General features: G+C 69.3%; 19 protein-coding genes and 1 tRNA gene. 12 read left to right on the forward strand and 8 right to left on the reverse strand.

The genetic code is table 11. The annotated features are described in order from the left end of the window. The first annotated feature begins 33 nt into the window (after window positions 1–33). From DEI96_RS06060 to DEI96_RS06080, 5 genes are all read left to right on the forward strand, one after another. Entirely contained in the window at window positions 34–1,146 is a 1,113-nt protein-coding gene (locus tag DEI96_RS06060) for a prephenate dehydrogenase (protein ID WP_071405611.1), read from the forward strand. 194 nt (window positions 1,147–1,340) lie between these two features. After that, window positions 1,341–2,036: a (d)CMP kinase gene (cmk, locus tag DEI96_RS06065; RefSeq protein WP_111023251.1), complete on the forward strand. Its 696-nt coding sequence runs from the start codon at window positions 1,341–1,343 to the stop codon at window positions 2,034–2,036. 109 nt (window positions 2,037–2,145) lie between these two features. Continuing rightward, window positions 2,146–3,666, forward strand: a complete 1,521-nt coding sequence (der, locus tag DEI96_RS06070; protein ID WP_071405612.1) for a ribosome biogenesis GTPase Der — start codon at window positions 2,146–2,148, stop codon at window positions 3,664–3,666. 114 nt (window positions 3,667–3,780) lie between these two features. Then, complete coding sequence (locus DEI96_RS06075; protein ID WP_146246904.1) at window positions 3,781–4,407, forward strand: hypothetical protein; 627 nt, start codon at window positions 3,781–3,783, stop codon at window positions 4,405–4,407. A gap of 139 nt (window positions 4,408–4,546) precedes the next feature. Continuing rightward, window positions 4,547–5,068, forward strand: coding sequence for a hypothetical protein (locus DEI96_RS06080; RefSeq protein WP_110864753.1), 522 nt, complete (start codon window positions 4,547–4,549; stop codon window positions 5,066–5,068). Window positions 5,069–5,149: 81 nt separating this feature from the next. On the opposite strand, the gene DEI96_RS06085 is transcribed toward DEI96_RS06080, so the two are convergent. Next, window positions 5,150–7,297: a RecQ family ATP-dependent DNA helicase gene (locus DEI96_RS06085; RefSeq protein WP_181440527.1), complete on the reverse strand. Its 2,148-nt coding sequence runs from the start codon at window positions 7,295–7,297 to the stop codon at window positions 5,150–5,152. A 65-nt stretch (window positions 7,298–7,362) separates the two neighbouring features. Next, a complete protein-coding gene (locus DEI96_RS06090; RefSeq protein ID WP_111023219.1) occupies window positions 7,363–8,838 on the reverse strand; it encodes a hypothetical protein in 1,476 nt (491 codons plus the stop codon). Between the two features lie 70 nt (window positions 8,839–8,908). Between DEI96_RS06090 and DEI96_RS06095 the strand changes: the two genes are divergently transcribed. The 7 genes from DEI96_RS06095 to DEI96_RS06125 all read left to right on the forward strand — a co-directional run bounded on the left by DEI96_RS06095 (window position 8,909) and on the right by DEI96_RS06125 (window position 17,100). Continuing rightward, complete coding sequence (locus tag DEI96_RS06095) at window positions 8,909–9,739, forward strand: endonuclease/exonuclease/phosphatase family protein (RefSeq protein ID WP_111023220.1); 831 nt, start codon at window positions 8,909–8,911, stop codon at window positions 9,737–9,739. Beyond that, window positions 9,736–10,317, forward strand: a complete 582-nt coding sequence (locus DEI96_RS06100; protein ID WP_146243504.1) for a DUF2238 domain-containing protein — start codon at window positions 9,736–9,738, stop codon at window positions 10,315–10,317. Before DEI96_RS06095 ends, DEI96_RS06100 begins: the two co-directional genes overlap by 4 nt. 137 nt (window positions 10,318–10,454) lie before the next feature. Next, window positions 10,455–10,528 (forward strand) — tRNA-Pro (locus tag DEI96_RS06105). A 303-nt stretch (window positions 10,529–10,831) separates the two neighbouring features. Then, window positions 10,832–11,587 (forward strand): hypothetical protein, encoded by a 756-nt coding sequence (locus DEI96_RS06110; protein ID WP_146246905.1) that lies wholly within the window; start codon window positions 10,832–10,834, stop codon window positions 11,585–11,587. 698 nt (window positions 11,588–12,285) lie between these two features. Continuing rightward, on the forward strand, window positions 12,286–13,857 hold the full coding sequence (locus tag DEI96_RS06115; protein WP_146246906.1) for a hypothetical protein: 1,572 nt from the start codon (window positions 12,286–12,288) through the stop codon (window positions 13,855–13,857). 767 nt (window positions 13,858–14,624) lie between these two features. Next, window positions 14,625–14,786 (forward strand): hypothetical protein, encoded by a 162-nt coding sequence (locus DEI96_RS06120; RefSeq protein ID WP_181440528.1) that lies wholly within the window; start codon window positions 14,625–14,627, stop codon window positions 14,784–14,786. Window positions 14,787–14,925: 139 nt separating this feature from the next. Then, a complete protein-coding gene (locus DEI96_RS06125; RefSeq protein WP_111023224.1) occupies window positions 14,926–17,100 on the forward strand; it encodes a P-loop NTPase fold protein in 2,175 nt (724 codons plus the stop codon). A gap of 173 nt (window positions 17,101–17,273) precedes the next feature. Here the strand turns inward: DEI96_RS06125 and DEI96_RS06130 are convergent, their stop codons facing one another. The 6 genes from DEI96_RS06130 to DEI96_RS06155 form a co-directional block, all read right to left on the reverse strand. Further along, window positions 17,274–17,936, reverse strand: a complete 663-nt coding sequence (locus DEI96_RS06130) for an ABC transporter ATP-binding protein (protein WP_111023225.1) — start codon at window positions 17,934–17,936, stop codon at window positions 17,274–17,276. Next, entirely contained in the window at window positions 17,933–19,225 is a 1,293-nt protein-coding gene (locus tag DEI96_RS06135; RefSeq protein WP_111023226.1) for a hypothetical protein, read from the reverse strand. Before DEI96_RS06135 ends, DEI96_RS06130 begins: the two co-directional genes overlap by 4 nt. Beyond that, window positions 19,213–20,118, reverse strand: coding sequence for a hypothetical protein (locus DEI96_RS06140; RefSeq protein WP_111023227.1), 906 nt, complete (start codon window positions 20,116–20,118; stop codon window positions 19,213–19,215). The genes DEI96_RS06135 and DEI96_RS06140 overlap by 13 nt, the downstream gene beginning before the upstream one ends. Window positions 20,119–20,175: 57 nt before the next feature. Beyond that, entirely contained in the window at window positions 20,176–20,619 is a 444-nt protein-coding gene (locus tag DEI96_RS06145) for a hypothetical protein (protein ID WP_111023228.1), read from the reverse strand. Between the two features lie 213 nt (window positions 20,620–20,832). After that, a complete protein-coding gene (locus tag DEI96_RS06150; RefSeq protein WP_220039118.1) occupies window positions 20,833–24,684 on the reverse strand; it encodes a TIM-barrel domain-containing protein in 3,852 nt (1,283 codons plus the stop codon). Between the two features lie 329 nt (window positions 24,685–25,013). Beyond that, window positions 25,014–26,837, reverse strand: a complete 1,824-nt coding sequence (locus tag DEI96_RS06155) for a histidine-type phosphatase (RefSeq protein ID WP_111023229.1) — start codon at window positions 26,835–26,837, stop codon at window positions 25,014–25,016. Window positions 26,838–26,913: the final 76 nt, after the last annotated feature.

The following is a 26,913-nucleotide window of genomic DNA, read 5'->3' on the forward strand; positions in this document are numbered from 1 at the left end:
CGATGCCCGGGCCTCGATCGGTAGGCTTGCCCGGTGACCGACGTGACCCCGACCGACATCGACCGCCGTCTGCGCGGCCCGGTCCGGATCGTCGGTGCCGGGTTGCTCGGTGCCTCGATCGGTCTCGCCCTGCGTGAGAAGGGCGTGGACGTCGTCCTCGACGACGTCTCGCCCGCCGCGCTGGCGCTCGCCGTGGACTACGGCGCCGGGCGTCGACCGGCCGCCGGCGACCAGCCGGAGCTCATCGTCGTCGCGGTGCCGCCGGACGTCGTCGCGACGGTGGTGGAGCGTGAGCTCGCTGCCCACCCCGACGCCGTGGTGACCGACGTCGCCAGTGTGAAGTCCGGGCCGCTCGCCGCCCTGGTGGCGGCCGGGGCGGACGTCTCCCGCTACATCGGGTCGCACCCGATGGCCGGACGCGAGCGCAGCGGTCCGACCGCCGCCCGCGCCGACCTGTTCGTCGGTCGCCCGTGGGTGATCGCCGGGCACGACGGCATCACGTACCAGCGTGCCGCGGTGGTCGAGGACCTCGCGCTCGACGTCGGCGCCACCGTCGTGCCGATGGACCCCGAGTCGCACGACCTCGCCGTGGCGTACGTCTCGCACGCGCCGCAGCTCGTGTCGACGCTGATGGCCTCGCGCCTGCGGGACGCCCCCGACGGATCGCTCGGCCTGGCCGGCGGCGGCGTGCGCGACGTCACCCGGATCGCCGCGAGCGACCCGGGGCTCTGGGTGCAGATCATCGGGGCGAACGCCGGGCACATCCGGCCGGTGCTCACCGACCTGCGCGACGACCTTTCCCGCGTGATCGACGCCCTCGGCGACCCGGACGGTGCCGGTTCGCCGCGCACCATCGCCGAGACCATCGCCGACGGCAACCGCGGGGTCGAACGGCTCCCCGGCAAGCACGGCACCACCAAGCGCTTCGCCCAGGTGGTCGTCCTGGTCGACGACACCCCCGGGCAGATCGCCGCACTCCTGACGTTCATCGGGGAGATCGGCATCAACCTCGAGGACATGCGCCTCGAGCACTCACCGGGCGCACAGATCGGCATCGTCGAGGTGTCGGTGCTGCCCGAGCAGGAACAGCGACTCGTCGAGGAACTCGAGGGGCGCGGATGGAGGATCGCAGCAGCATGGGCCTGAACGACGACACGAACGCAGCGACGAACGACTCCGGTGTGACCGGCGGACCGGACGGGCCCGACACCGGTCTCCCGACCCCGGGCCAGGGCGGTGCCGGCGGCCCGCTCAGCGGCAGCGGCGACGGCGGCGCACTCGGTGGCCCGGCAGGTGGCCTCGGCGAACCCGGCGGGGAGCCCGGCTCGACCAGCGCCCCGATGCCGTCCGGCCTGGCCGACGGCGCCTACGTGGCGAAGATCGTCATCGCCGTCGACGGCCCCGCCGGCAGCGGCAAGTCGAGCGTCTCCCGCGCGGCCGCCCGCGCCCTGGGCTACGGCTACCAGGACACCGGCGCCGCCTACCGTGCGCTCGCGTGGCACGCCCTGCAGCAGCGGGTCGACCTCGACGACGCCGCGGCGATCCTGGCGAGCTGGGACACCTTCGACTACGCCATCGGCACCGACCCCGACGACTACTACGTCAAGGTGGGGGAGACCGACGTGACGGAGGCCATCCGCACCCCCGACGTCACCGGCGCGGTCGCCCACATCGCGAAGCTCCCGGACGTCCGGAAGCGCCTGGTCCAGCTGTTCCGGAACGTGATGCGGAAGACCGACGCCCCGGGCATCATCACCGAGGGCCGGGACATCACCACGGTCGTCGCACCCGATGCCGAGGTCCGGATCCTGCTGACGGCCGACGAGTCCGTTAGAATGGCCCGACGCTCGGCAGAGGTCACGACCCAGTCGGCCGCCGAGACCTCCGCAGCACTCGCTCGTCGCGACGCGGCGGACGCGAAGGTCGTCGACTTCATGAACGCCGCCGACGGCGTCACGACGCTCGACTCCACCGACCTCGACTTCGACCAGACCGTGCAGGCGGTCGTCGACCTGGCCCGCGTGGCCACGCACTGACGCACGACCGGACGGCCTCGGCCGCCTGGTCACACCACGGCCGGACCCCCGGCCCCGGCCGGCAACGGCCACCGACACCGCGGCCCCGGCCGCTCGCGAGGAACCCAAGATGGCTCAGCTGGACAACCCGGACAACGACGACTTCCCCCGGTACGACGACGCCCTCGGCGAGCGGCTCGCCGGACTCGACGAGGCCGAGGCCGAGCAGCGCGCGACCGCGCTCCGCGCCGGACTCGAGGAGTACGACCTCGAGGACGAAGACCTCGCCCTGCTCGAGGCCGGTCAGGTCGGCGAGGACGGCGTCCACTACCTGCCCGCCTACCCGGTGCTCGCGATCGTCGGCCGCCCGAACGTCGGCAAGTCCGCGCTCGTCAACCGCATCCTCGGTCGTCGTGAGGCCGTCGTGCAGGACGTCCCCGGCGTCACCCGCGACCGTGTCAGCTACAAGGCGGACTGGAACGACAAGCGCTTCACGCTCGTCGACACCGGCGGCTGGGAGCCCGGCGCCGAGGGCATCAACGCCTCGGTCGCAGCGCAGGCCGAGGTCGCGATCGACCTCGCCGACGCCGTGCTGTTCGTCGTGGACGTCACGGTCGGGATCACCGCCACCGACGAGCACGTCGTCAAGATGCTCCGCGGCACCGACCGCCCCGTCATCGTCGTCGCGAACAAGGCCGACGACGAGCGCCGTGAACTCGACGCCTACGAGCTCTGGAACCTGGGGCTCGGCGAGCCGCACCCGGTGTCGGCCCTGCACGGTCGCGGCGTCGCGGACCTGCTCGACCTGATCATCAAGACGCTGCCCGACACCTCGGCCGTCGCCAAGCAGGAGGTCGGCGGCCCCCGCCGCGTGGCCATCCTCGGCCGCCCGAACGTCGGCAAGAGCTCCCTGCTCAACAAGGCCGCCGGTGAAGAGCGGGTCGTCGTGAACGACATCGCCGGCACCACCCGCGACCCGGTGGACGAGCAGATCGAGCTCGGCGGCAAGGTGTGGCGCTTCGTCGACACCGCCGGCATCCGCAAGCGCGTCCACATGCAGCAGGGCGCCGACTTCTACGCCTCGCTCCGCACCACCGCCGCGCTCGAGAAGGCCGAGGTCGCTGTCGTCGTCCTCGACGTCACCGAGCCGGTGTCCGTGCAGGACCTCCGCATCATCGACCTCGTCCTCGAGTCCGGCCGTGCCCTCGTGCTGGCCTACAACAAGTGGGACCTGCTCGACGACGAGCGACGCCGCTACCTGGAGCGCGAGATCGAGCAGGACCTGGCGCACGTCGCCTGGGCCCCGCGCGTGAACATCTCCGCCCGCACCGGCCGTCACCTCGAGAAGCTCGTGCCGGCGCTCGAGACCGCCCTCGAGTCGTGGGACACCCGCATCCCGACCGGCAAGGTCAACGCCTTCATCGCCGAGCTCGTGCAGGAACACCCCCACCCCGTGCGCGGCGGCAAGCAGCCCCGCATCCTGTTCGGGACCCAGGCTTCGAGCCAGCCGCCGACCTTCGTGCTCTTCACCTCGGCGTTCCTCGACCCGCAGTACCGACGCTTCATCACGCGTCGACTCCGCGAGGTCTGGGGCTTCTCCGGCACGCCGATCAACGTCAACATGCGGGTGCGCGAGCGCCGGAAGCGCTGAGCGCTCCCACCCGTCACGCAGAACGCGCCTCGATCCGTCGGGGCGCGTTCTGCGTTCGCGTCCGGCCTGGAGGCCCGCAGCCGGTCCGGCGCGCCGGTGCGGCATCATGGGGGCGTGGGTACCGGGCCGTGGGCAGCGGACCGACGTCGGCTCGCCCTGGTGGGTGTCCTCGTCGGTGTGGTCGTCGTGGGTTCGGTGTCCCTGTGGACGATCTCGCACGCACCGGACGACGGCGATTCGGTCACCCGTGCCGACTCCGTGCCCTCCGAGCCGGCGCGGTCGCCCGACGTCCGACTGCCGCCGTCCGACGGCCTCGAGGAACCGATCGAGCCCGAACCCGTCCGTCCGGTCGACGATTCGCCCATCGACCCGTGGTGGCGCCGCGTCCCGCCGGTCTCCGGTGACATCGTCGGCATCGGGGCTGCGGCCTCCGGGCACGTGCGGATCGCCGGGAACACGGATGACGAGACCCTCGCGGTGGAGATCGACCACCTGGAGACCGGCGGGGACGGCCCGGTCGACGTCGTGCTGTCCGCGGGGACGGTGCGCGGTGGTTCGAAGCCGGTGTGGACCCCCGCCGGGGAGTCCTTCGACCTGTTCCAGGCTGCCGGGGTCGAACAGGGGCTGACCGTCGTGCTCAGCGACCCGTGGGCACTGCCCGACGAGGTCCGCTCCCTGGTCCTGCTGGACGCCGACACCGGCACCGTGCTGGGCGGCGCGGCACTCGTCCCGTCGGACTGAGCGGGGCGCGCTGGGGGCGTGCTGAACCGACGCCGAACGACACTGTCGTGGTCGTCCGACGTCGACAGTGTCGTTCCGCATCGGTGCTCGTGGCTGTGCCGCGTCTGCTGTCGGCCTCGGGATGGGGCACGATGTACTGGTGACGCAGCAGAACGACGGACTCGGTGTGCTCGCCGACCGTGTGTGGTGCCGTCTGCGCCTCGACCGGTTGGCCGGAGGCCGGCAGGCCGGATACGTGATCCGCGAGGACATGCTCGAACACCCCGACACCGTCCGCTCGTTCCGGTGGATCCGGTGGCTGCTCGTCGCGGAGACCGTCGTCGGGCTCACCGCCATCGTGGTCGCCGTGCTGCTGACCCGCGCGGGGGACACCCTGTCGTGGGCCGTGTGGTTCCGGTCCACCGTGGTGCTGCTCATCACCCTGACGCTCTACGTGTTCGCCTGGCGGGCACAGCTCGGGTACTACTGGGCGTACCAGCGGCTGCGGTTGTTCAGCCGGATCTTCCCGATCGTGACGCTGATCGTCGCGGCGATCCCCGGGCTCTACCCGTTCTGGATGGTCATCGAGCAGATCCTGTTCTCGGTGCTCATGGTCGGCATCGGCGACGTGCTGACGAGCGACCACATGCGGGCCACGTTCCCGAAGCCCGCGCGGCGGTAGGGCTCCGGCGGGCGGTGGACCGGCTCCGCGACAGCACACGCGTCGATCGACACGTGGACTGTCGCAAAACAGGTGCGGGCGCTACGCGACCGTGGCCAGGGCGAACGGGAGCACGGCGGAGGCCCCGGCGCGCCGGAGCTCCCGGCCGGCGACGGTCATCGTCCACCGGCTGTCGACCAGGTCGTCGACGAGCAGCACCGGGCCCTCGTGCGACTGCAGGGCGGCAGCGAGCGACGGATCGACCACGAAGGTGTCCCACACGCCGGACAACCGGTAGGCGCTGTTCGTCGCACCGTCGCCGCGAGGGGTCCCGCCGGCACGGCCGAGCGTGCCGAGGAACTGCAACCGCCCGATCGTGGACAGCGCCTGGGCGAGGGACCCCACCAGTTCGGGCCGCGATCGCGACGACATCGCCACGACGCCGGTCGGCCGGGTCTCCCACGGCCAGTCCTTGAGCGCCCGGACACAACCGTCGACGAGCTCGCGCGAGATCGGGGCATCGGGGGTGGACGGCGAGAACAGCGCACGCAGGGGACCGCCCCAGCCGAGGTCGGTCAGACGCGCCACCGCACGGCCGGGCTGCACGAGCTCGTCCGCGCCGATCTTGCCCCGCACCGAGACCCCGAGCGACGACATCCCCGAGGGCCACTGGGCACGCGGGGCGATCTCGACGCCGACCTTGTCGAGCGCGGCCGCTGCACCGGACGAGTCGGTGTCGGACACGGCCGTCGGGAACCACGCCCCGGCGCAGTTGTCGCACCGGCCACAGGGCTCGGCCGAGGGGTCGTCGAGGTCCTGCTGCAGCAGCTGCATGCGGCAGGCCGAGGTGGACTCGTAGTCGAGCATCGACGCTGCCTCGGCAGCACGGGCCGCGGCGACCCGCTCGTACCGGGGCGCGTCGTACTCCCACGGCTGCCCGGTCGACACCCAGCCGCCGGTGACGCGTCGGACGGCGCCGTCGACGTCGAGCACCTTGAGCAGGAGTTCGAGGGTGGAGCGCTTGATGTCGACCAGGCCCTCGAGCGCCACGGTCGACATCGCGGTGTCGGTGGACAGGGCGCCGAGCACGGCGGCGGCGCGGGCCTCGGTCGGCATCGAGGCGCTGGCGAAGTACTGCCAGATCTCGCGGTCCTCACGCCCGGGCAGGAGCAGGACGTCGGCGTTGTCGGTCGCACGACCCGCACGACCGATCTGCTGGTAGTAGGCGACGGGCGACGAGGGAGCCCCGACGTGCACGACGAACCCGAGGTCGGGCTTGTCGAACCCCATGCCGAGCGCACTCGTGGCGACCAGGGCCTTCAGCTCGTTGCCCTTGAGCTGCTGTTCGAGCTGTTCGCGCTCGTCGGTGTCGGTGCGCCCCGTGTAGGCGCGGACGGCGTACCCGTTGTCGCGCAGCAGCCGGGCGATGTCCTCGGCCGCCGAGACGGTGAGCGTGTAGATGATGCCGCTGCCGGGCAGGTCGCCGAGGTGCGCGAGGAGCCAGCCGAGCCGCTGCCGGGCATCGGGCAGCGTCAGCACGCCGAGGCGCAGGGACTTGCGAGCCAGGGACCCGCGGATCGTGAACACCGGGTCGGCCGGGCCGGCGGTGAGCTGCTCGGCGACGTCCTCGACCACGCGCTCGTTCGCCGTCGCGGTGGTCGCCAGGACGGGGACACCGTGGGGGAGCGACCGGATGAGCTCGGCCAGTCGGCGGTAGTCCGGCCGGAAGTCGTGGCCCCAGTCCGAGATGCAGTGCGCTTCGTCGACCACGAGCATCCCCATCCGGGCGATCAGGGTCGGCATCTGCTCGTCGCGGAACTTCGGGTTGTTCAGCCGCTCGGGGGAGACCAGCAGCACGTCGACCTCGTCACGGGCGAGGGCTGCCTGGGTCTCGCCCCACTCGTGGGCGTTCGCGGAGTTGATCGACACCGCACGGACACCGGCCCGCGCGGCGGCGGCGACCTGGTCGCGCATCAGGGCGAGCAGCGGCGACACCAGCACCGTCGGGCCGCCCCCACGTCGGCGCAGCAGCAGCGTCGCCAGGAAGTACACCGCCGACTTGCCCCACCCGGTGCGCTGCACGACCAGGGCGCGCTGCCGGTGCTCGACCAGCGCCGAGATGGCCTCTAGCTGGCCCGGGTGGAAGACCGCGTCGGGGCGCCCCGTGAGCGCAGCGAGCGCCTGCTGCGCCTCGGCGGCGATGTCTGCAGAAGGCGAGACGACAGACGGAGCGGCGGTGGGGGTGTCCATGCCCCCATGCTGTCAGCACCGACCGACGTAACGCAGGTCGCGCCTCCAGGCTGTGGAGAAGCTCCCTACTGGTAGGTGACCAACGACGGCGTCGGCTGCACGTCCTGCATGGTCTGCGCAGGCGTCAGCATGGGCGTGTCCTCGTCGTAGAAGTTCTTCCAGCCCCAGTGCAACCCCTCCGGCGCGCCCTGGTGCAGTGCCTTCCACGTCGCCTGCTTGTCCGGCTGCGACCCCTGCCCGTCGACGTGCACGAGCATGTCGAGCTCCGGGTGGGTCTGCAGTGCGGAGCGGTCCTGGATCATCGAGAGCCGGAACTGGTGCAGCACCAGGGCCTTCGGCGGCAGCCCCTCGTCGCGCACGAGCGCAGCCAGCCACGAGGAGACCTCGTTCACCTCGGACGCCGAGACACTCCCGATCTGCTCGAGCGGCACCTGGTCCTTCGTCAGCCGCCACTCCGGGTCGAGCGCCAGCCAGACGCCCGGCTTCTTGAGCAGCGATTCGTACTTCTTGGCCTGCGACAGGAAGTCCGACCGCCCGGGCTGCAGGTCGATGATGACCGGCATGTCCGCGTCGTGGGCGGCCTCGACGTAGGGCTCGAGCGTCGACACCGGCAGCTCGGTCGAGTAGTCGCCGTCGGCTCCGGCGTCCCCGGCGGCGACGGTCGCGATGACCTCCATCGCGGGCGTCACGAGCTCGTCGGACTCGGCCCGGTACGGCTTCGCGACCTGCTCGGCACGCTGCACGGTCTCCTTCGGCCCCTGCTCGCCGAGCACGCCCAGCGCCGGAGCCCCGGGAGCCCCGTACAACGCGACGTACCGGTGCCCGTCGAACGGTCGCTGGCCGCCGTTCCGCAGCTGGAACCCGCCCTCGGCAGCCCGGACCGTCCACTCCGGGTCCGGCAGGGCCTCGAACGCCGCACCGACCAGGACGGTCGGGTGCTTCGCCCGCTCGTGCAGCGCCGTCACCACGTCGGGTGCGGCAGCCGGGTCGGCTACACCCTTCGGCATGGTCACGACGCGCGCGCCTGCGGCCTTCGCGGTCGCCACGGCAGCAGCGTCCGCACTCGCGTCCGCCATCACCACGGTCGCCTGCGGGGAGGCCCGGGTCGACTCCGGCGCGTCACCGCCGTCCGGCGCCTGCCGCTGTTCGACGTCCGTGTCGACCGACACGTCGCCCTCGGCCTGGTACCAGTCGGCACCGAGCCGGTCCAGCTCGCGGGCGACGGCAGTGCTCGTGTCCTTGGCCGTCAGCAGCACCGGGACGTGGGCGCTCGCCGCAGCCTTCGCCGCATCGCGGATGCCGTCAGTGTCGCCGGCCCGGGCGACGACCGCTCCGGGAGCACTCGCGAACAGGGCCTTGCTGACGCGGACGGACCGGGCTGCGGCGTCCGCAGCGTCGGCCACCGTGACGGTGTCGGCCGAGGCCTTCGCCAACGTCGGGCGGCTCGTGTCCGGTCCGCTCGACGTGCACCCGGCGGCTCCGAGCAGCAGGCCGGAGACCGCGATCGCGACCAGGAGACGAGGGGTGGAACGTGAACGCATCGAGCCACCATACGAGCCAGACGGAGAGGTCCCTGGGAATCCGACGGGTGTCGTCTCGTAGAAGGGAGGCATGCCCCACCACCCCGACGACCGCCCGCTCATCGGACCGGTCCGGTCGCCCGAGGTGCACTGCATGACGCTCAACGTGCGTCGCCGCGTGCCGCGACAGCCGACCCACCCCGACGCCTGGGAGCGTCGCCGAGAGGCCGTGCTCGCGCTCGTCGCGTCCGAAGCGCCCACCGTCCTCGCCGTCCAGGAGGCCCTGCCCGCGCAGGCAGACGACCTGACGTCCGGCCTGGGGTCGGGTTGGGAGCCCGTCCTGGCCGGACGGGGAGCGCACGGCGGTGGCGAACAGGTCGGCCTGTTCCTCGACCGCTCCCGCCTCGACGTCGTCGAACGCCGTACCTGGGCGCTCTCCCGGACGCCCCACCGCCCCGGCTCGCGGTCGTGGGCGACGTCCTTCCCCCGGCACGCCGTCGGAGCCGTCGCCGACGACCGCGAGACCGGCGTGCGGTTCCTGGCGATCGCCACCCACCTCGACGTCGCCTCGCCGTGGGCCCGAGTCCGCTCCGCCGAACTGCTCGGCCGGATCATCCGGCAGCGCGGCCTGCCCGCCGTGGTCATGGCCGACTGGAACAGCCCCGCCGGTTCCGCACCATGGCGAGCCCTGGCGGAGGCGGGGGTCGAGGACAGCTGGGGGCGGGCCTCCAGGCAGGTGGGTGAGCCCTACGGGACGTACCCGCACTACGGGAGTCCGCGCGTCGGTGGCCGGCGGATCGACGGGGTGCTCGTGACCGCTGAGGCGGAGGTGGACCGCGTCGCGGTCGACGTGCGGCGGCCGGGCGGCGTCTGGCCGTCCGACCACGCCGCCGTGCACGCGGTCGTGCGGTGGGCGTCGTGATCGCCACGCTCGGACCGACGTTCCTGCGGCCGCGGTTCCTGGTGGCCGACGTGGTGCGGGCGCTGACGCTCGTGAGCGTCGTCGTGGCGAGCGTCGGGTGGGGCGGGACGGCGTTCCCGGTCATGGCACTGGCGCTGCTCGGGGTCGTGGTGCCGCGGATGCTCGGGCTGCGGCCGGCGTTCGACGTGGCGGTGTGCGTGCTCGTGCTCGTCGCCGGGTGGTCGAGCGTGCTCGAGTGGTACACGACCGTCTTCCTGTGGGACAAGTTCATGCACGTCGTGCTGACGGGGCTGCTCGCGGCGGTGCTCTACGTCATCGGTGCCGACCTGCGCGCTGTGCCGGCCCCGCACGCCGAGCGCCGGGTGGTCGTCGCGGTGCTCGCGCTGTGTGCGGGACTCGCGGTCGGAGCCGTGTGGGAGATGGGGGAGTGGCTCGGGCACAACTTCGTCGACTCGAAGATCTTCGTCGGGTACGACGACACGATCGGGGACCTGGCCGCGGACGGGTCCGGCGGGTTGCTCGTCGGGCTCGGGTTGCCGTGGTTGGCGGCGCGGCGCGAGGTGGTGCGGCCGGGCTGAGCGTGTCGATCGGGTCGCGTTGCTCCGACTCGCCGTGGCACGGAGGGGGTCTGACGTCCGCTATGCTGGACCGGTCGCTCGCGCTCCGGTCGGACGCGGGCGAGGATCCTCCGGGGTCCTGAGTTCTCCGGAACTCGCGGGCTGTGGCGCAGCTTGGTAGCGCACTTGACTGGGGGTCAAGGGGTCGCAGGTTCAAATCCTGTCAGCCCGACCGAAACGTGTCGGACACGACGGCAGAAGCCCACCGAGGATCTCGGTGGGCTTCTTCGTTCCTGTGCCTGTCGTGCGGTCGTCCGCATAGTGCTGCCTAACGGCGACGTTCAGCGGAACACCTATGTACGACACGAGTCTGCTCGCGGATCGTCCGGTTCGAGCCCGAGTCCGAGTCGGACACCGTGGTTCGTGGGAGGACGGGTCAACGGGCCGATCGAGTCAGCGGCTTCGCCGCTCACTCGACTAGCCAAACAAAGGCCAAAAGGTCTCAACTGTCAGAGTGATCCGGCACGATGAACGTATGAGCTCTGCCGGCGAACTTGCTGACTTCCTTGAGGACATGGCCGCAGGGTGGGTCACGTCTAGTGATGTGTACACGAACACCGGCAGCTCAAGCCCCGGCGACTTGAACTACTGGCGATCACGAGCTCATGCCGCCGTTCTCTGGCATGACGTCGACCAGTACCTTGACGCTCGGGAACGCAACGGGCGGAACGTCGATCACTTTCGCGTGACGCTTGTCCCAGCACTGCGAGCGCTATTCCATCCGGATCAGCACTGGACGCAGCAGAGCCAGCGTCCGGATGTAAGCACAGCGGTAGCGCAACTGCGCGGCCTTGACGACTTAATCACAGACGGGTCAGCGTCAGCTCCAGTGACGGAAGCTCGTCGCCGAGACCTCCGTTCGTTGTTGAACGAAGTTGTCGACCTGCTGGGCGACGACGACGAGACATACGACGAACAGGAACGTCGGTACCTGCTTGAGCTTGTCAGGTCCATGACGCAGCTATTGGACGAACGGACCGTGCTCGGCGAGGCCGACCTTCGAGACATCGTCGACCGACTCGTGGGTGCCCTGACCGCGCTGTCCATCAACCTCCTGCATGCCGGCCGACCAAGCGCCGCGCGTCGCGTTGGGGCTGTTCTACTCAGGATCGCTTCCGCCGCCCGCACCGTTGTCGCTGATGCCAACGCGCTCATCACTCTTGGCTCTGCCGTGGCTGGGGTCTTGAACCCGGGTGCGGCGTCAGAGGCTCCGCCGCAGATCGAGGCCTGAGCTCCCTCGAATCGTCGGTGGCAGGCGCGGTTTGCGACCGAGCCGCAGATGGCGTGCTGCTCTGTAGCTGAGATTTCGTGTGTGGCGCCGCGTGGCAGATCCCTGAGCTGTCCTCTGTCTGACCGAGGCCGGTAGCCGATCGGCGATGGGTACCGCTCGGGCCATCTGCCGCTTCGGTACAGCGCGGCCCGGTTCGTCGAGAGTGCCTCGCGGAGCTCGTCTCGCAGGTCCTCGGCGCAGCGGTCGTCAATGTATTGGCAGACGATGAACCGAGAAGCCGGGTCGAGTCGCTGGTCCAGCGCCGCGACCGACTGGGTTGCTGCGACACTCGCCGAAGAGGCCGTCGCTGTCGGATTCGAACCCCACACGGTCCTTCGCGACATCAGCGACGTCACCTTGAACGCGCTGTTCACCGCACTCCGCCACCACACCATTCTGCTTCCGTCGCGGGACGCATCGACGCAGCGGCACTCCACCGGCGGCGTCAGCACCGACCCGCCGCAGACTGTGCTGTGGGTCATTGTTTGCCCTGAGAAGCGCTGCACATCGACCCGCTGCCGATGTCGTCGTCCGCGGAACCGAGCCTGGCATCTGGTCGCGCCGGCCCCTGGTTCGGGACAGCGTGCCCCAGAAGATGTGACACGACGTGCGCGCTGAAACCTCTTAAGATGCAGCAGTCAGGCACATGGAGGTTGGCGATGCAGTTCAAGGGATACGGCGCAGACGCTGAGTTCGACGGGACTACGCTGCATCTCGTCGCGCGAAACGCGTTCGCCGGCGTTGCTGGTCTCGGAGCGAAAGAACGGCACATCCCGGTGGCTGATATCGACGCGGTCAGCGTGAAAGCGGCGAACATGGTCACCAATGGGAACCTGACCGTGCAGGTCGGTGACGCGAAATACGTAGTCCACTTCCTCAAGAAGGGGCAGGCGGACGCGTTCGCGTTGAACGAAGCAGTGCTCGCCGCAAGCGGCGCTGACCCTGCACGTGCCCCATCGGGCACGACACCGAATGACCGAATCGACGCCGCGAACGTGAGGGTGGCCGCCTGGTCGGAACGGCTCGGCGAGAAAGCGGAACGTTCCCAGCTCGCCGCAGCGCAGGAGAAACTCGCCCGGGCGGAAACCGCCGCTTTCCCGTCCCCCGCAGCGCCGCCAGTGGATGCTGTGCCCGATACGGAACCGGCCCAGCAAGCAGCCGAGGTTTCGGGGCCCAAGGAGCTCGTTGGGTGGGATGCGGTACCGAAGGTCGACGCGCTGCCGGCCGCACCGTCAACCCGTGCTGAGCTTCGGCAGGCCGCAGCTGCCGCGACAGCGGAGGCGAAAGCGGTGGCGGCAGCGACCAGATCGGATGCGCGGGCGGCTCGCGCCCAAGCCAAGGACGACAAGCGTGCCGCGAAAGTGGCGTCCGTGGAGGCGAAGGATGCCGCGATCCAAGCGTTCGCTGTCGGCACGCTGGAACAACACTCCGAGGAACACGGTGTCCCTGACGGATGGGACGGGTGGATGCAGGCCGATAAGCAGCTGAGAGCGGCGATGGAACACGCCGCCGCTGGGGAGATCGAGGCGGAAGAGCGTGCAATCCGCGCCGCGGTACAGGTTGCGAAGGCGGTCAGCGGCCGGGCTGCTCGGAAGGCGACGGAGCAGCGGGTCACCGCGATGACGGGTCGGTCACTGCGCGTCGGGTCCTTCTACATTGGGACGGTCATCGCGGAAGACGTATTCTCCCAGCACGGCAGGAAGGGCAAACTGCTGCAGGTCGTCACCGCTGAGAAATGGTGCGAGGTGCGCAGCGACCGGGTCATTACGCCGACGAACGCGTATCCCATCGATGCGACGACCACTGCGCAGGTGTACCTCGACGGCGAGGCACTCGTCACGCAGAGACCGACCCTGACCCGGATGGCGCTACTGTCGCCTTTGCCAGGCAGTGCCCTCATTCCCGGAATGGCTTTGCAAAAAAAGGAAAAGACCGACAGCAGGCAAGGGGAGTTCCAAGTCGGCGGCCTCGGCTGGTCGCTGCGGGTCATAGTGCACCCCGACCGGCTCTCCAGCCCGCGCCAGCTCGCCGAACAGATCAACCGTCACGCTGGCGACCGTGCCCGCACCGCTGAAACCGCACCGCCGCAGCCAGCCGCAACGCAAGCCGTGCACGCAACGTCAGTCGGCGACGACGTGCTGACAAGACTGGAACGGCTGCAAGCGCTCGTCGGCAGTGGCGCAATCACGCAACAGGAAGCGGACGTACTGAAACGGGACATTCTCTCCTAACGCGGCCCAACCTGGTGTCGATCGTCCGGGCCGACGTCGTGTCCACTGTCACATCCTCCTCGACGGCAACGGGGCGTTGCCGATCTCCCATTGCGGTTTTCGGAGCCCCGAAGAGGGTTCTTCGCCGCGGCGGCGCGATGCCACTGACTAATACCGCGGCCCATCAGACATCGAGGCACCACCCTGTGAAGATGGATCATCACCGTCGTGCAGCGTCCGCAAGCTGTCTCAGGGCGCGAACTCAGTGCGGTGCCGCCGTTGCGACGGCGGGAGCGAGGTGCGGTAATCCCCGGATCGAAGCGGCGACATGGTCCTGATGCAGTTCGTCTCGGAGCGACGACGACGTTTGGGATCGTCGTTCAGAGGCGTGTCGTGCAGAAGTCTGGACTGGACGGGGATTAACGTCATAGCTCCCAAGCGCGATGCCGACCGTCAATGAGACTCTCGCTCCACGGGGCGACCTCGATCGAGCCGGTGAAGAACGTCTCGCTGACGAACCGTTCGACGCCTCCTAAGTGCGCGCCTCGCACACGAATGCTAACCGGCTGCGACGGATCCGGCATCGCAGCTGTAGGACCCTGCAAATTCCGTACTCCTTCTTGCGCAACCGCAGTAATTAGCTGCCACTTGGGCTCAGTTTGGGAAGCGCAGCGGTCGTCGTCGTGGTCTTCTGCCCGGGGCGCCGAGGGCAGTGAGCCAAACCACATCCAGTCGCGTCGCGACACAGTCGTCGAATGCCACCTCCTTGATCGAGGTTGTAGTCGTGCGTGGGCACACGGTTCCATCCGTCCTCTCACATGTGCTCGGCGATCACCCTTAAACGCTCGCTGATCCGGGATCAGGGCGTCGAGATGGCCACCCATGAACACCTCACCGCTGCGACCGGCGTGGTCATTTCCGGCATGCACTCGACGATAACGAACATTTGACCCTGTCATTAGACCGAACGTGTCACTTAGGTCCGGAGCAGCGACAGGTGCCCTCCGAGCGGGTGGTGTGCCCGCCGATGAAATAGGCTGCGAAGAGCGAGGAGGGCCGCATCGGTGCCCCTCGCTTCGAAGGGGCTGCATGATCACCGACATCAACTACGCCGACGACCCGATCAACGGGGCGGCGGAAGACGCACTCGGCCGAGGTCCGATCGCCGCGCAGTTGGAAGCTGCGTTGCAAGCCGCGCGAGCGGTGAACTCTTCCAGCGTGTTCTCCCTCGTCGGCGGTTGGGGCTCGGGAAAGTCCAGTGTCATCAGTCTCCTGACGGAACGGCTGCAACGTCCGGGCTTAGCAGCGCCGTGGGCGATAACAGATTTCAACCCGTGGGCATACACCGACGACGAGGCGCTGCAGACTGGGTTCTACCAGGAGTTGCTACAGCAGCTGAAACCGCATATGGAAAAGACGCCGATGCGAGACGCGATCGCGAAGCTCCGGAATGCGTCGGCCGGTATCCGCGAGGTCGCACCGCTTCTGTCGATGATCAGCGGGCCGGTCGATGCCGGCAAGCTGACCGAGATGCTCGCTACGGCTCTCGACGCTTCCGGGTCCTTGTCACAGCAGATGAAGGCAGCGTCGGAGGCGTTAGAGCGGGCAAACGTGCCGATCCTGTTCATCCTGGATGACGTGGACCGGCTCGCTCCCGCCGAACTAGTGATGGTCACGAAGCTCGTCCGCCTCACCGGTCGGCTGCCGCACGTGCATTTTCTGCTGTGCTTCGACGAGCAGACTATCCTCGACGTGCTTAGCCGCACTGATTTAGTCCCCGACGATGCACCCGCTCGCGCGCAGGACTACCTCGAGAAAATCATCCAGCTCCGTTTCGATGTCCCGCCGCTGCGTCGAGCGCAGACCGAACAGCTCATCGGTGATGCGGTCACCACACTCGAGCGGCAGCAGGGGTTCACCATCACGGACCTGCAGCGGGCACGGCTTACCGACGCCGTCAACATGCACCTAGTCGACCGGCTGCGAACACCGCGCGGTATCCGCCGCTTGTTCACGCAGCTGCCACATAGCCTCAACACCCTCGGAGACGAGGTGGACCCCGTCGACTTCCTCATCATCACCTGGCTTCGTCTGGAAGAACCCGCCCTGTACGCCTGGGTGGAGCACCGCCGCGACTGGATCCTCGCGACCGACGCGGAGATGCAACGCCGCGCCCCGGACGAACGACCACCGTTGTCGTATGCAGCGCAACTTAAGCGGGACCTGGACCGGCTCCGGGTACCCGTCGAACACCGTGAGGGGCTCATGCGGCTGCTCGGAAGCATCTTCCCGATGCTGCGCTCGGACTGGGCAGATCTGCCCCGACCCGAATCATCCGTGGGCCTCTTCGACGGACCCCGCATCGGCAACCCGGACTACTTTGGTCGGTACTTCGCGTTCGGGGTGCCAGAGGAAGACATCCCCGACAAGACCGTCACCGACGCGTTGACAGCGATGACCAACGCCGCGTACCAGAGCGACTCGTTGGCGCAACTCGACCGGATGATGCAGCGCGACCCGGAACTGATCATCCGGAAACTTCGTGACTTCATCACCCCCACTCCACGGCAGGTGGAATGGTTCGTGGACCGAATCGACACGATGAGCGAGATCGACACAGGCCTCGTCACACAACGAGCGCAGCTGACGCAACTCGTTGCGCGACTGCTCGCCCGCCTCAGCCGTGAGGACCGCGACCGCCTCATCGCTAGCCGCGACGACACCGCAGCGTCGATCCTCGCCCTCGCCGAAGTAGGACGGTTCTACTTCGGCATCAACGGTGCCATCTCCGAACAGCTCAGTATCTACGTCGGCAGTCTCGACAACGCAACCTCCGGCGTCCTCGACGGCATCACCTCACGCGCTCACCGCTACGCCGACGAGCACATACCTGCATCACCAGAAACCACCCCTGGAGATTTCTGGAACCTCCTCCGCGCGTGGTCCCGCATCGACAACGCCGGAGCGCAGCACTGGATCACCGACCGGGTTCGCGCCGGATGGGATCTTGTCGCCACTATCGGTGGGCTCCTTGAGTCGAAAGTTACTGCCAACGGCAACCGCGTCATCGTCGCCAAGCAAACATCAATCGTGGAACGGTTCATCGACACGGAAGCGAACTTGCCGCAATTTGCGGACCTCACCGCAATGCAGGTCGACGGCATTTTCAGCGAAACGGATTCGAGCAAAAGCGTCCGTACCCGTGAAGCGGAGCGCTTGCTCGGTGAATACGCACGGTCTCGCGGGTACACCCAAGGAGCTTGACGGGCGCCGACGGTTTCCCCGCATCGCCACGTCACCGCCGGCACTTACCGTGAGAATAGGCCTCCTGTGTGGCGGCACAATCACCAGAACGTATCACGTTCAGGCAGGCGCTCATCGGTGATCTGCTCGACGTGCCGTTCCTCCTGGCGGGCCCGAGCATGACCTCCAGTCCGTCACGCGCCGCGCGCGATGAGCTGCTCGTGTTGTAGCTGCAGTCGACGTCCACATCGCTGTGCAACGCGCTCACTGTGGGTGACGATCACGAACTTGGTTCCCGCTTGCTGCAGCCGATCGAAGAGGGCGAGCACGTCGTCTTCGGTCGTCTCGTCCAGTGCGCCGGTGGGCTCATCGGCGAGGACGACGGCAGGGCGCTTCGCGATGGCTCGAGCGATCGCGACGCGCTGCGCTTCGCCTCCTGACAGTCGTCGTGGGCGCTTGCCAGCGAGGTGACTGATGCCGACCGCCTCGAGGGCGTCATGCGCTCGGTCGGCGGAGTCAGCGCGAGCAGGAACTCCGAGCCGGACGTTGTCGAGCACGCTGCGGTCGCCGAGCAGGCTGTGGTCCTGGGTGACGATGCCGATGTGTCGGAGTCGGTGCGCCGCCATCCTGCGTGCGGTGCGCTCGAGCACGTGCCCGTCGTGCTCGTAGGTCCCGCCGAAGTCGGTGTCGAGGCCGGCGAGGATCTGGAGCAGTGTGCTCTTGCCGGATCCGCTGCGCCCGGTGATGGCTACTGAGCGATCGTCTTCGCGAAGGTCGAAGTCGAGTCGGTCGAACAGTGCTCGGGTCGATCCGTCGGGCTCGGTGATCGTCTTGGAGACGTCGCGCAGCACGATCATCGTGGGGTACCTCTTCGGCGTTGGGTGGTCAGTTCGATGCGGACGGCTCGTCGACCGAGTGCGCCGTCTGCCACACACCAGAGGAGCAGGGCGGTGCCGGCGCCGAGTCGTGCCATCGCACTGTCGTTGGGGAGCAGCGCGCTGGACGTGAGGAACAGCCCGAGCGCGGCGGTGTACTCGGTCAGGCGGCTTGCGCGGAACAGTCGGTTCGTGGCATCCGGACTCCTCCCGAGGAGATGGTGCACCCGCGCCACTGGCGCTCGACGGTGATGCAGGAGCCGGTGGAGGAACGCCGTGACGACGCCCACGCCCGCGGTGAGGACGACGAGCAGCGCGGTGACGAGCACCAGGTTGTCCTGGATGAGCTGGCGGACGAGGGAGAGCTGCACGAGGTAGGCCGGTACTCCGAGCAACGTGTACGACCTGAAGCCGGTGTCGTCTCCGATCGCGTAGAGACGCGCGACGACGTCCCCGAAATCGAGGCTGTGTTCGACGGCGAGATCGGCGTTGAGCACCTGGAACACCAGGCGCCCGAACAGCTCGGGATCCAGCCGGTCGAGTGCTGCTCGGTCGAGTCCGCCGAGTGTCGGCGGGTAGGGCACGATGACGGTGTCATCGAGGTAGTGGGTGGCCTCACCGCGGAAGTACATGGCGCTGTCCGGTTCGAGAAAACCGATGACTTCGAGCTCCTGCTCCTGCAGGATGACCGCTCCGGTGAGTCGCTCCCCGAGCTCGTACACGCCGCGGTACTCGTTGCCGAGCAGCACCGGGATCCGGCCGGATCCCCAGTCGACGCCGTCCCACTCGATCGGCTTGCCGTCCTGCACGGAGAGCCCCGCGAACTCGTACGCGGTCTCGTTGAGCTGGATGGACTTGATGTCCTGGACGCTCCGTCCGGACTCGTCCTGGTACTTCCCGTTGAGCGTGTACTCGGTGCCGTAACCGATGTCGAAGCGGTCGTCGCCGCGGAAGTCCTGGACGGTCACGGGTTGGTCGTACGAGGAGATGAAGTCGAATCCGGGCTCATCGTCGATACGGTCGACGAACGAGGCGACTCCGTCGACCGCGTGCTGGTCTCGCCGGATCGCTTCGAAAGCCTCCGGGCCGAGATCGTCGATCACGGTGTAGAGGTCGACGTCGGCATCAGCGGACAGGCCCTGGGCCACGGCCTGCGAGGTGGACTGGGTGAACGACGCCACGTTGTACCAACAGAGTGCGAGCAGCACGAGCAGGACGATCTTGGCGACGATGATCGTCCAGTTGGACCGGAGGTCGTTCAGCAGTTCCATCGTCGGGTTCCCTGCAAGAACGAAGCGACGGACACGGCAAGCACGACGGTTCCGACCGCGACGACTGCGGTGGTGACGTCGAGGTCGAGGATGGTGGTCTGCTTCACGACTGCCGCGCCCGCGATGGCTGTCGTACAGGCGGCGGTGCCGATCACAGCGACTCTGGCGGCCGCGCTGTGGAGGGTGGTCAGCGGTCGGATCCCGGTGGTGAAGCGGACGGCGGCGGTGCGGAGTTCCCATCGTCCAGCCTGAAGACCTGCGACCACGGTGATGAGCATGATGACGAGCGCGCCGAGCGCGACCAGGACCGGCGACACGGCGTCGACGTTCGTCCTGCGGTTCGTGCCGTCGTCGATGATCTCGACGCTCCTGCCGGGGAACTCTGCGCTGTAGTGGTGGGCGCTGCTCGGGCCGTCCAGGAGCAGCCGTTGCGGTGACGCCGAGAACTGCGCCGGATCGGCGAGGACCACGTCATCGGACAGCAGGCTGTCGGCCCGCACACCGAGACGCCCCACCACCTCGTACGTCGTGCCACCGACGGTGATGTCCTCGTCGCGGACGTCGACGGCAGCGCCGACGAGGGCCTCACCGGGACGCCCGGTCAGAGCGTGCCCGTCGTGCAGCGGAACGTCTGTCCACTGTCCGGACAGGACCACGACGGCGCGGACGTCACCGTCCAGACCCACGAACACCTTCGTCCCCGGTTCGAACGCGCTGCGAGCACGCATGAGTTCGTCGATCGTCGCGGTCACCCACGCGCTCTGGCCGGAGCGAAGATCGTTGCCTTCCGTAGCGATGACACCTCGGCGAGCGTCGAACACCCCGATCAACACCGTCAGCAGCATGGCCAGCAGGAGCAGGCCCGCGATCGCCGTGGTCTGTTGCTTCGTCACGTCTTCTCCTCACGCAGCAGCGGGTGCGAGCCGTCGGCTCGCACCCGCTGCGATGCGTCACCTGCCGTAGTAGGTCTTCGCGGTACCGACACCGTTGCCGGGCCGGTTCGGCCGGTACGGCTTCCACACGGTCACTGCTTCCGTGCCGGACTTGCCCCACTTCCGGCCAGAGTCAGCGATGATGCTGCTGCCGTGCTCGAGCCGCGCACGCGTGTAGTGCTGCACGCCTGCCCAGGTCGTCCAACCATGCGAACGCTTGTGCGTCGTCCCGCTGATGGTCTTCTTCTCCGCTGCACCGCGGTGGTTCACCGCGAACACCGACATTCCGGTTCCTGCGCCATCGACGGTCCCGGTGCTCTCCGACCATCCGCCGATGACTCCCTGGCTCCCGGCGTCGTCCTGCGCATGCGCGGGGGTCGTGCCGAGGAACACCATCCCCCCGACGGCTGCTGCGGCGAAGCCGGCGGTGATGCGCCGAGCCTGTTGACCGATCTTGCTCATCGACTGCTCCTTCTCTTGCTTGCGACGTTCTGCCGTTAACATGTCAGACGTAGAACGTTTTGTCTAGCAGTCCCGGACGCGACCGGCCCAGGGACGCGTGATCGGGACCCGCAGCGCAACCACGGATGGACTGAAGGCCCGGTGCCAGCTGGCACCGGGCCTCCCGTCCGTCCGTCCGTCATCCGCACGTGACGGGTGACCGCTCAGGCGGGCTCAGGCACGCGCGCGGCGTCGCCGGCTCCGCAGTGTCCACACGAGTCCACCGGCCGCGAGCAGTGCCGCCGCCAACAGCCCGAGGGGGAGCAGGTTCGCGCCCGTCCAGGCCAGTGCGCCGCCCGGCTCGCTGCCCGCATCAGCGCCGCCGTTGCCCGGCGCTGCCGCGCCCGGTGCAGCGGATCCGCTGTCACCCGGCGTCGGAGCGCCGCTGCCCGGCGTGCCCGCACCCGGTGACGTGGTCGGCGCCGGAGCAGCCGCAGCCACCACGGTGAAGGCGGCCCGAGCCAGGGCCACACCGTCGACCGATGCGGTGACGGTCACCCGACCGGACGCGGTGCCCGGCACCCGCAGGTCGGTCGAGAACGCACCACTCGCGTCGGTGTGCGCGGTGGCACCACCGATGCGTGGCGCGGTCGCCAGCGCAACGTCGGTGTCCGCCGGGAACCCGGTGCCGGTCAGGGTCTGCGTGTCGCCCGCGTCCACCCGAGGCGACTCGACCTGCAGGACGGGGGTCGCCGCCGCCTTGCTGCTGAAGGCGACGACCGTGCGCTTCGTCACGGACCGTTCGTCGACCGGCACGCTGATGGTGCGGGTGTCGGAGTCGTAGGTCCAGGCGGTGTCCGCGATCACCCGGCCGTCGATGTTGACGGTGCGGGGGCGGTCCGCGTTCGTGAACGTCGCCGTCCACGAGCGGTCCTGCACCTGGCCGGCGAAGGAGCCGTCGGCGGGGGCGATGGCGAGCGAGCCGCCGGTCGCCTGCTGCGTGTAGCGGACGGCGGTGGAGGCGCTGCCCGCCGTGGCCTTCGCGGACGCGGCGGCCGTGGTCATCGCGCTCGACTTCGCGGTGGCAGCGCTGTCCGCGGCGCTGTCCTCGCCGGCGTCTTCGTGCAGGTCGAACGAGCCGTTCGCTCCCGTCGCCACCGTCAGGGTGACGGCGTCGAGCGGTGCGGCGTCGTTCTTGACCTGCTCCGAGCGGGTGGGGACGATGCCACCGCTCTTCACGAACACCGGCATGCTGTTCAGGTCGGTCGTCACGTCGGCGGTGGTGCCTCCGGCGTGCGTCTCACCGGTGAACCAGTCGGTCCACGAGCTGCCGGCCGGGAACCAGACGGAGCGGGTCGCCTTGCCGGAGTCGTCGTTCGCGGTGGTGACCGGGGCGACGAGGACGTCCGGGCCGTACAGGTACTCCGAGCCGGCCTGGGCGTAGGACTCCTGCGCCTCGGGGTACTGCAGGTAGAGCGGCTGCAGGATCGGCGTGCCCGTCTCGGTCGCCTGGGCGGCGAGCGTGTAGGTCAGGGGGACCAGGGCCTCGCGGAGGTTCAGGAACCGCTTCGCCGACGCCTCAGCAGCGGCCGGGTACTGCCACGGCAGTCGGTCGCTGTGGTTGCTGTGCAGGCGGTCGATCGGCTGGAAGGTGCCGAGCTGCACCCAGCGGGCGTAGAGGTCCTCGGGCAGCTGGGTCGTGCCCTCTTCGGCGCCCTCGATGCCGTACTGCGCACCGTTGTGGCCACCGATGTCGTGGCTGACCGAGGCCAGGCCGGTCGCGGCGGACTCACCGGGGGTGTAGCCGACCTCGGCGAGCAGCATGTCCCACGACGACGTGGTGTCGCCGGTGAAGTGCACGGTCGTGCGCTTGTCCGCCCACGGGCCGGTCGGGACCGCCTGCGGGTTGCCGTAGCCACCGGCCGTCAGCGAGCCGTACGCCCGCGAGAACGCGAGCCCGCGGCCGCCGAGCGCCTGGTCCGTGTACTTCGCGTACTGCTGGTTGATGAACGCGTCGGGGGTGACGCCGTTCGCGGAGTACTTCGAGTTCTCGCTGCAGCACCAGTCGAGCCACCACATGTCGACGCCCTTCGGCTGCAGCGACGTGTGCAGGTCGAAGTAGGCCTTGAGCTGGTCGGGGTCGGACCAGTCGAACAGGTACCGGTCGCCGTCGCCCTTGGTGAGCTTGCCCTTCGCGGTGGCCTGGGCCTTCGCGAACTGCGGGTCCTGGCTCGAGATCGACGGGTGGATGTTGAGGGTGTTGTGGATGCCCTCGGCGTGCCAGTCGGCCAGCAGGCCGGTCATGTCCGGGATCCGGGACGGGTCGACCGACCAGCCGTTCCACTTGCTGTCGCCCTGGTTGGTGGGGCTGCCGATCTTGTAGTCGGTGTCGATCGCCATGACGTCGACGGGGACGCCTTCGTCCTCGAACTGCTTCGCGATCGCCAGGTAGTCGGCCTGCGAGCGGTCGTAGTACTCGGAGTACCAGACGCCGTACGCCCAGCGGGGGAGCAGCTTCGTCGGACCGGTCAGGACGGCGAGCTCCTCGAGCGCGTGGCGGTAGTCCGAGCCGTACCCGAAGACGTAGCCGTCCTGGTAGCGCTCGCCGCCGTGGTCGCCGGCGGCGGTGACGGTGTCGGTCGCCTGGTCGTACAGCGCCGAGGCGCTGTCGTCGAGGAGTGACCAGCCGTCCTGGTAGAGCAGACCCGGGTTCGTCTTCACCGATCCGTTGGCGGTGTCGAGGTCGCGTCGGTACCCGCCGAGCGGGGCGTGCGCGGCGAGGACCGGCGACGCGGTGTCGACCACGGCGACGGTGTCGAAGTTGACGTTGCAGTTGTTCGCCACGGTCGGGCACCCGATCACGACGTCGTTCGCGCCGGCGGCCAGGTGCACCGGCACGGTGGCGGTGTTCCAGTAGTCCCAGCCGCTCGTCTTCGGGAGCGGTGCAGTGGTCGACTGCTGACCGGTCGGGGCCGCGGTGAGTGTCGGCGTCCCGGTGGAGCCGTTGGCGTAGCGGACCTGCAGGGCGTAGTCGCCCGCGGCCGGCACCCCGGTGACATGGGTCGTCAGCTGCGCCCCGGCACGCTCGAACCCGGCGACGAAGCCGTCCCCGGCGAAGCCGTTGTGGTTCGTGGCGGTCGTCGCCGGAGCGGTGCGTGCCGAGTCCTCGGCCTGGCACACGGTGCCGAACGCGCAGTCCTCGCCGGTGACCGTGGGCGACGGTGCCGGGTAGGCGGCACCCGTGCTGACCAGGGCCAGGCTGTCGACGTTCACCCGACCGGAGTCGTCCGCGGTGCGTTCGATGCGCACGCGGTGCTCGCCCCCCGTCAGGTCGAGCGTCGTGGCTGCGGTGGTCTTCCAGTCGTCCCAGTTCGCGCCGGGTGCGAGCCGGATCGTCTTCGCGGCACCGCCGTCGACGGTCACGCTGAGGGTGCGGGTGGCGACCTGGCCGTCGCCGCCCTGCGAGTTCGCGTAGCGCAGGGCCAGGTCGTACGAGCCGGCACGTTCCGCCGTGGTCGTGAAGGTCATCGCGTTGCCGACGGACTCGAAGCCCGCGGCGAACCCGGCTCCGGTGAAGCCCGCGTGGTCCGTCGCGAGGGACAGGCCGGTGAGCCCGAGCGTCTCGGCCTCGCAGAGCGACCCGATCGTGCACGAGGGGGTCGGTGTCGACACCCACGGCGTGCCGGTGACCCGCTGCCCGGAGGCCGTGGTCACGGTGGTCTGCAGGGTGTCCTGCGTGAAGGCCCCCGAGCCCTCCTTGTACCGGACGGTCATCGCGCCCGTGTCGAGGGTCAGCCAGCCGTCCCGCTCGGTCTTCGTGAACGTCGTGGGTGCGAAGTCGTCGCGGCCGATGACGTTGAAGGTGCTGCCGTCGGTGAACCGTGAGTCGCCGGCGTACTCGGTGCGGATCAGGGTGGGGGAGAGCACTTCGAACCGGGCCTGGCCCGAGACGACGGTGCGGTCGGCGGCCGGGTCCGCGGCGGCGGGGATCGCGGCGATCCCGAGCATGCCGAGGGCGGTCGCAGCGACGATGCCCGACGACAGCGCACGGCGCAGCCCTCGGGATCGGAAGGAGATGGGGCGCAAGTGGGTGCTCCTCGTGGACGTCGTCGTCCATCGGGCCGTGCAACGGCCGTGCCTGCGGGCCGTCCCTGCGGCGGCCCGTTTACAACGCTGTAAACCATACGACCCGGAGGGCTCCCGAGGAAGGGGCAGCTGGGCGTCGGCTCGTTTCGCGGCTTCCGCCGCGATCGTGAGCGGCGTGGTCGCGTCGTCCGTGGCCCTGGACTCGTGACGCTGACGGACTGGAGGCACGGTGCCAGCTGGCACCGTGCCTCCAGTCCGGCCGTCACCCCGCTGGCGCGGGGCGCCGGTACCGGCTGGTGATCTCGAGGAGCTGCGGGTCCCCGTCGGTGTCACTCGGTGAGCCGCAGGCGACGCCGTCGACGCAGCACCAGCGTCCCGGCGCCGGCCAGGAGGAGCAGTGTCGCGAGCAACGCCGGTCCGACAGGTGACTCCGCTCCGGTCGCGGCCAGCGTGCCCGTCGCAGCCGCCGGGGTCGTCGGTGTGGTCGTCGGTGCGCCGGCGCCCTGCGCCGCTGGTGTCACGGTCGGGGTCGGCGTGGGCTCCGCGGTGGGCGTCGCTGTCGGTCCTGGCACGGCTGCAGCGATCAGCGGGCTCTCGGTCATCGCCGTGCCGGTGAGGCAGTGCTTGAGCTCGGTCTCCTTGACCCAGTGCGACCCTGCGGCGGCCGCACGGCACCCCGAGGCGAACGCGATCTCCCGCTCGTTGTAGAGCATGCGCACGAGCGGCGTGTAGGTCGCTCCGGTGGCGGGGTCGATGCCTGCACGCGACACGACGTCCCACTGCACGTTCGCGGCCATCGGCGTCACCTGGGAGCCTCGCCACGGGTTGGTGGCGTCGTCGTAGACGTCGGCGTCCGAGGTCGGAGCAGCGTTGTCGGGCGCGGCGACGGTGGATCCCGGCAGACGCAGTAGTGCCGCGAACGGGATGATCGTCTCGGCGTGCGCGAAGCGGAAGGTCGCGACCACGTCGCCGCCGGCGACGCGGGCGTCGATCGTGGCGAAGAAGTCGTCGAGCAGGGGCTCGGCGATCGAGTAGGTCTCGTCGTGCCCGGCGAGGCTCGGGCCCTTCTCGTAGAAGTCCTCGGCATCGAGCAGGTAGGCGAACCACTCGGCATCCGCCGGCCGGCCAGCGAAGTACTGCGCGAAGTCGAACTGGTGCGGAGCGACGTTCTCCTGTTGCATGTCGGCCGCGATGATGTACAGGTTGTACAGCGACATCGCCGCATCGACGGTGCTCTTGATCGACTTCTTCGGATCGCCGCAGGCATCGGGATCGGCCTTGGTGTCGGCACCGGGCGCACACGCCACCGCTCCGCCCTTGGAACCGTCGGCGGTGTTGTACCAGGTGTGCGCCTTGTCCGTGCCGATCGCGGCGATGAACCCGGGCGTGAAGATGCCGGAGAGCAGGTCGTTCGCCGCTTCGACCGATCGCGGCTTCGCCTCGATGTACTGCAAGGCCGCCGCGATCGTGCCGCCGTCACCGGTCTGCGCGGCGACGTAGTCCTCGTACGCCTGGGCGCGCTCGCGCTCGGGCGAGCCCTCGGCCTTGTCGGTGCCGTCCGGGTTCTCTACGTCGTGGAAGTAGAGCAGATCAGGCCGCGGTTCGAGCTTGACGCCCGCGGCCCCGAAGCCCCGCAAGAAGTTCTCGCCGGACTCCGTGGCGCGAGACTCACCCGAGGTCTCGGCGACCACTCGCCCGCCCGTCTTCGCCGCAGCTGCGAACAGCTGCTTGTTGCGCTGCGCGGCTCGCGCTCCGATGCCCTGGTGCTGGGTGGCGCCCTGACCGGTGAGCATGCCGTAGCCGTTCGCGACGTTCGCCGCGGTGATGGCATCGAGGTTCGCGGAGAACTCCTTTCCGATCTCCGGCGTCAGGAACCCGTCCTCGGCCTGCGCGGTGGCGGCGAGACGGTGCAGCAGCGCGTCGTACTTGTACGCGGAGAGTCCCCGGGAGCCGTGTCGGGCGACCGACTCCGTGGCGACGGGTGCGTAGCCCGTCGGTGCCGGCGAGTAGGCGTCGATGTCCGACTGGCTGGGGGCGATGTACGGCTGTTTGCTGCTGGTGAAGCTGGCCTCGTCGGCGTGTGACGGCACCGCGAACACCAGCGAGGCGAGGGCAGCGACGGCAACGCAAGACAGTGCGGTGCGGGTGTTCATGGGTCCTCCGGTATCGGGACCCTCGGGCAGCGGTCCGACAAGCAGAGGTAGCGGCAGCGGGTGAACAGCCCTTGAC

It is taken from the genome of Curtobacterium sp. MCLR17_031 (assembly GCF_003234775.2).
In the GTDB taxonomy this organism is placed as follows: Bacteria; Actinomycetota; Actinomycetes; order Actinomycetales; family Microbacteriaceae; genus Curtobacterium; species Curtobacterium flaccumfaciens.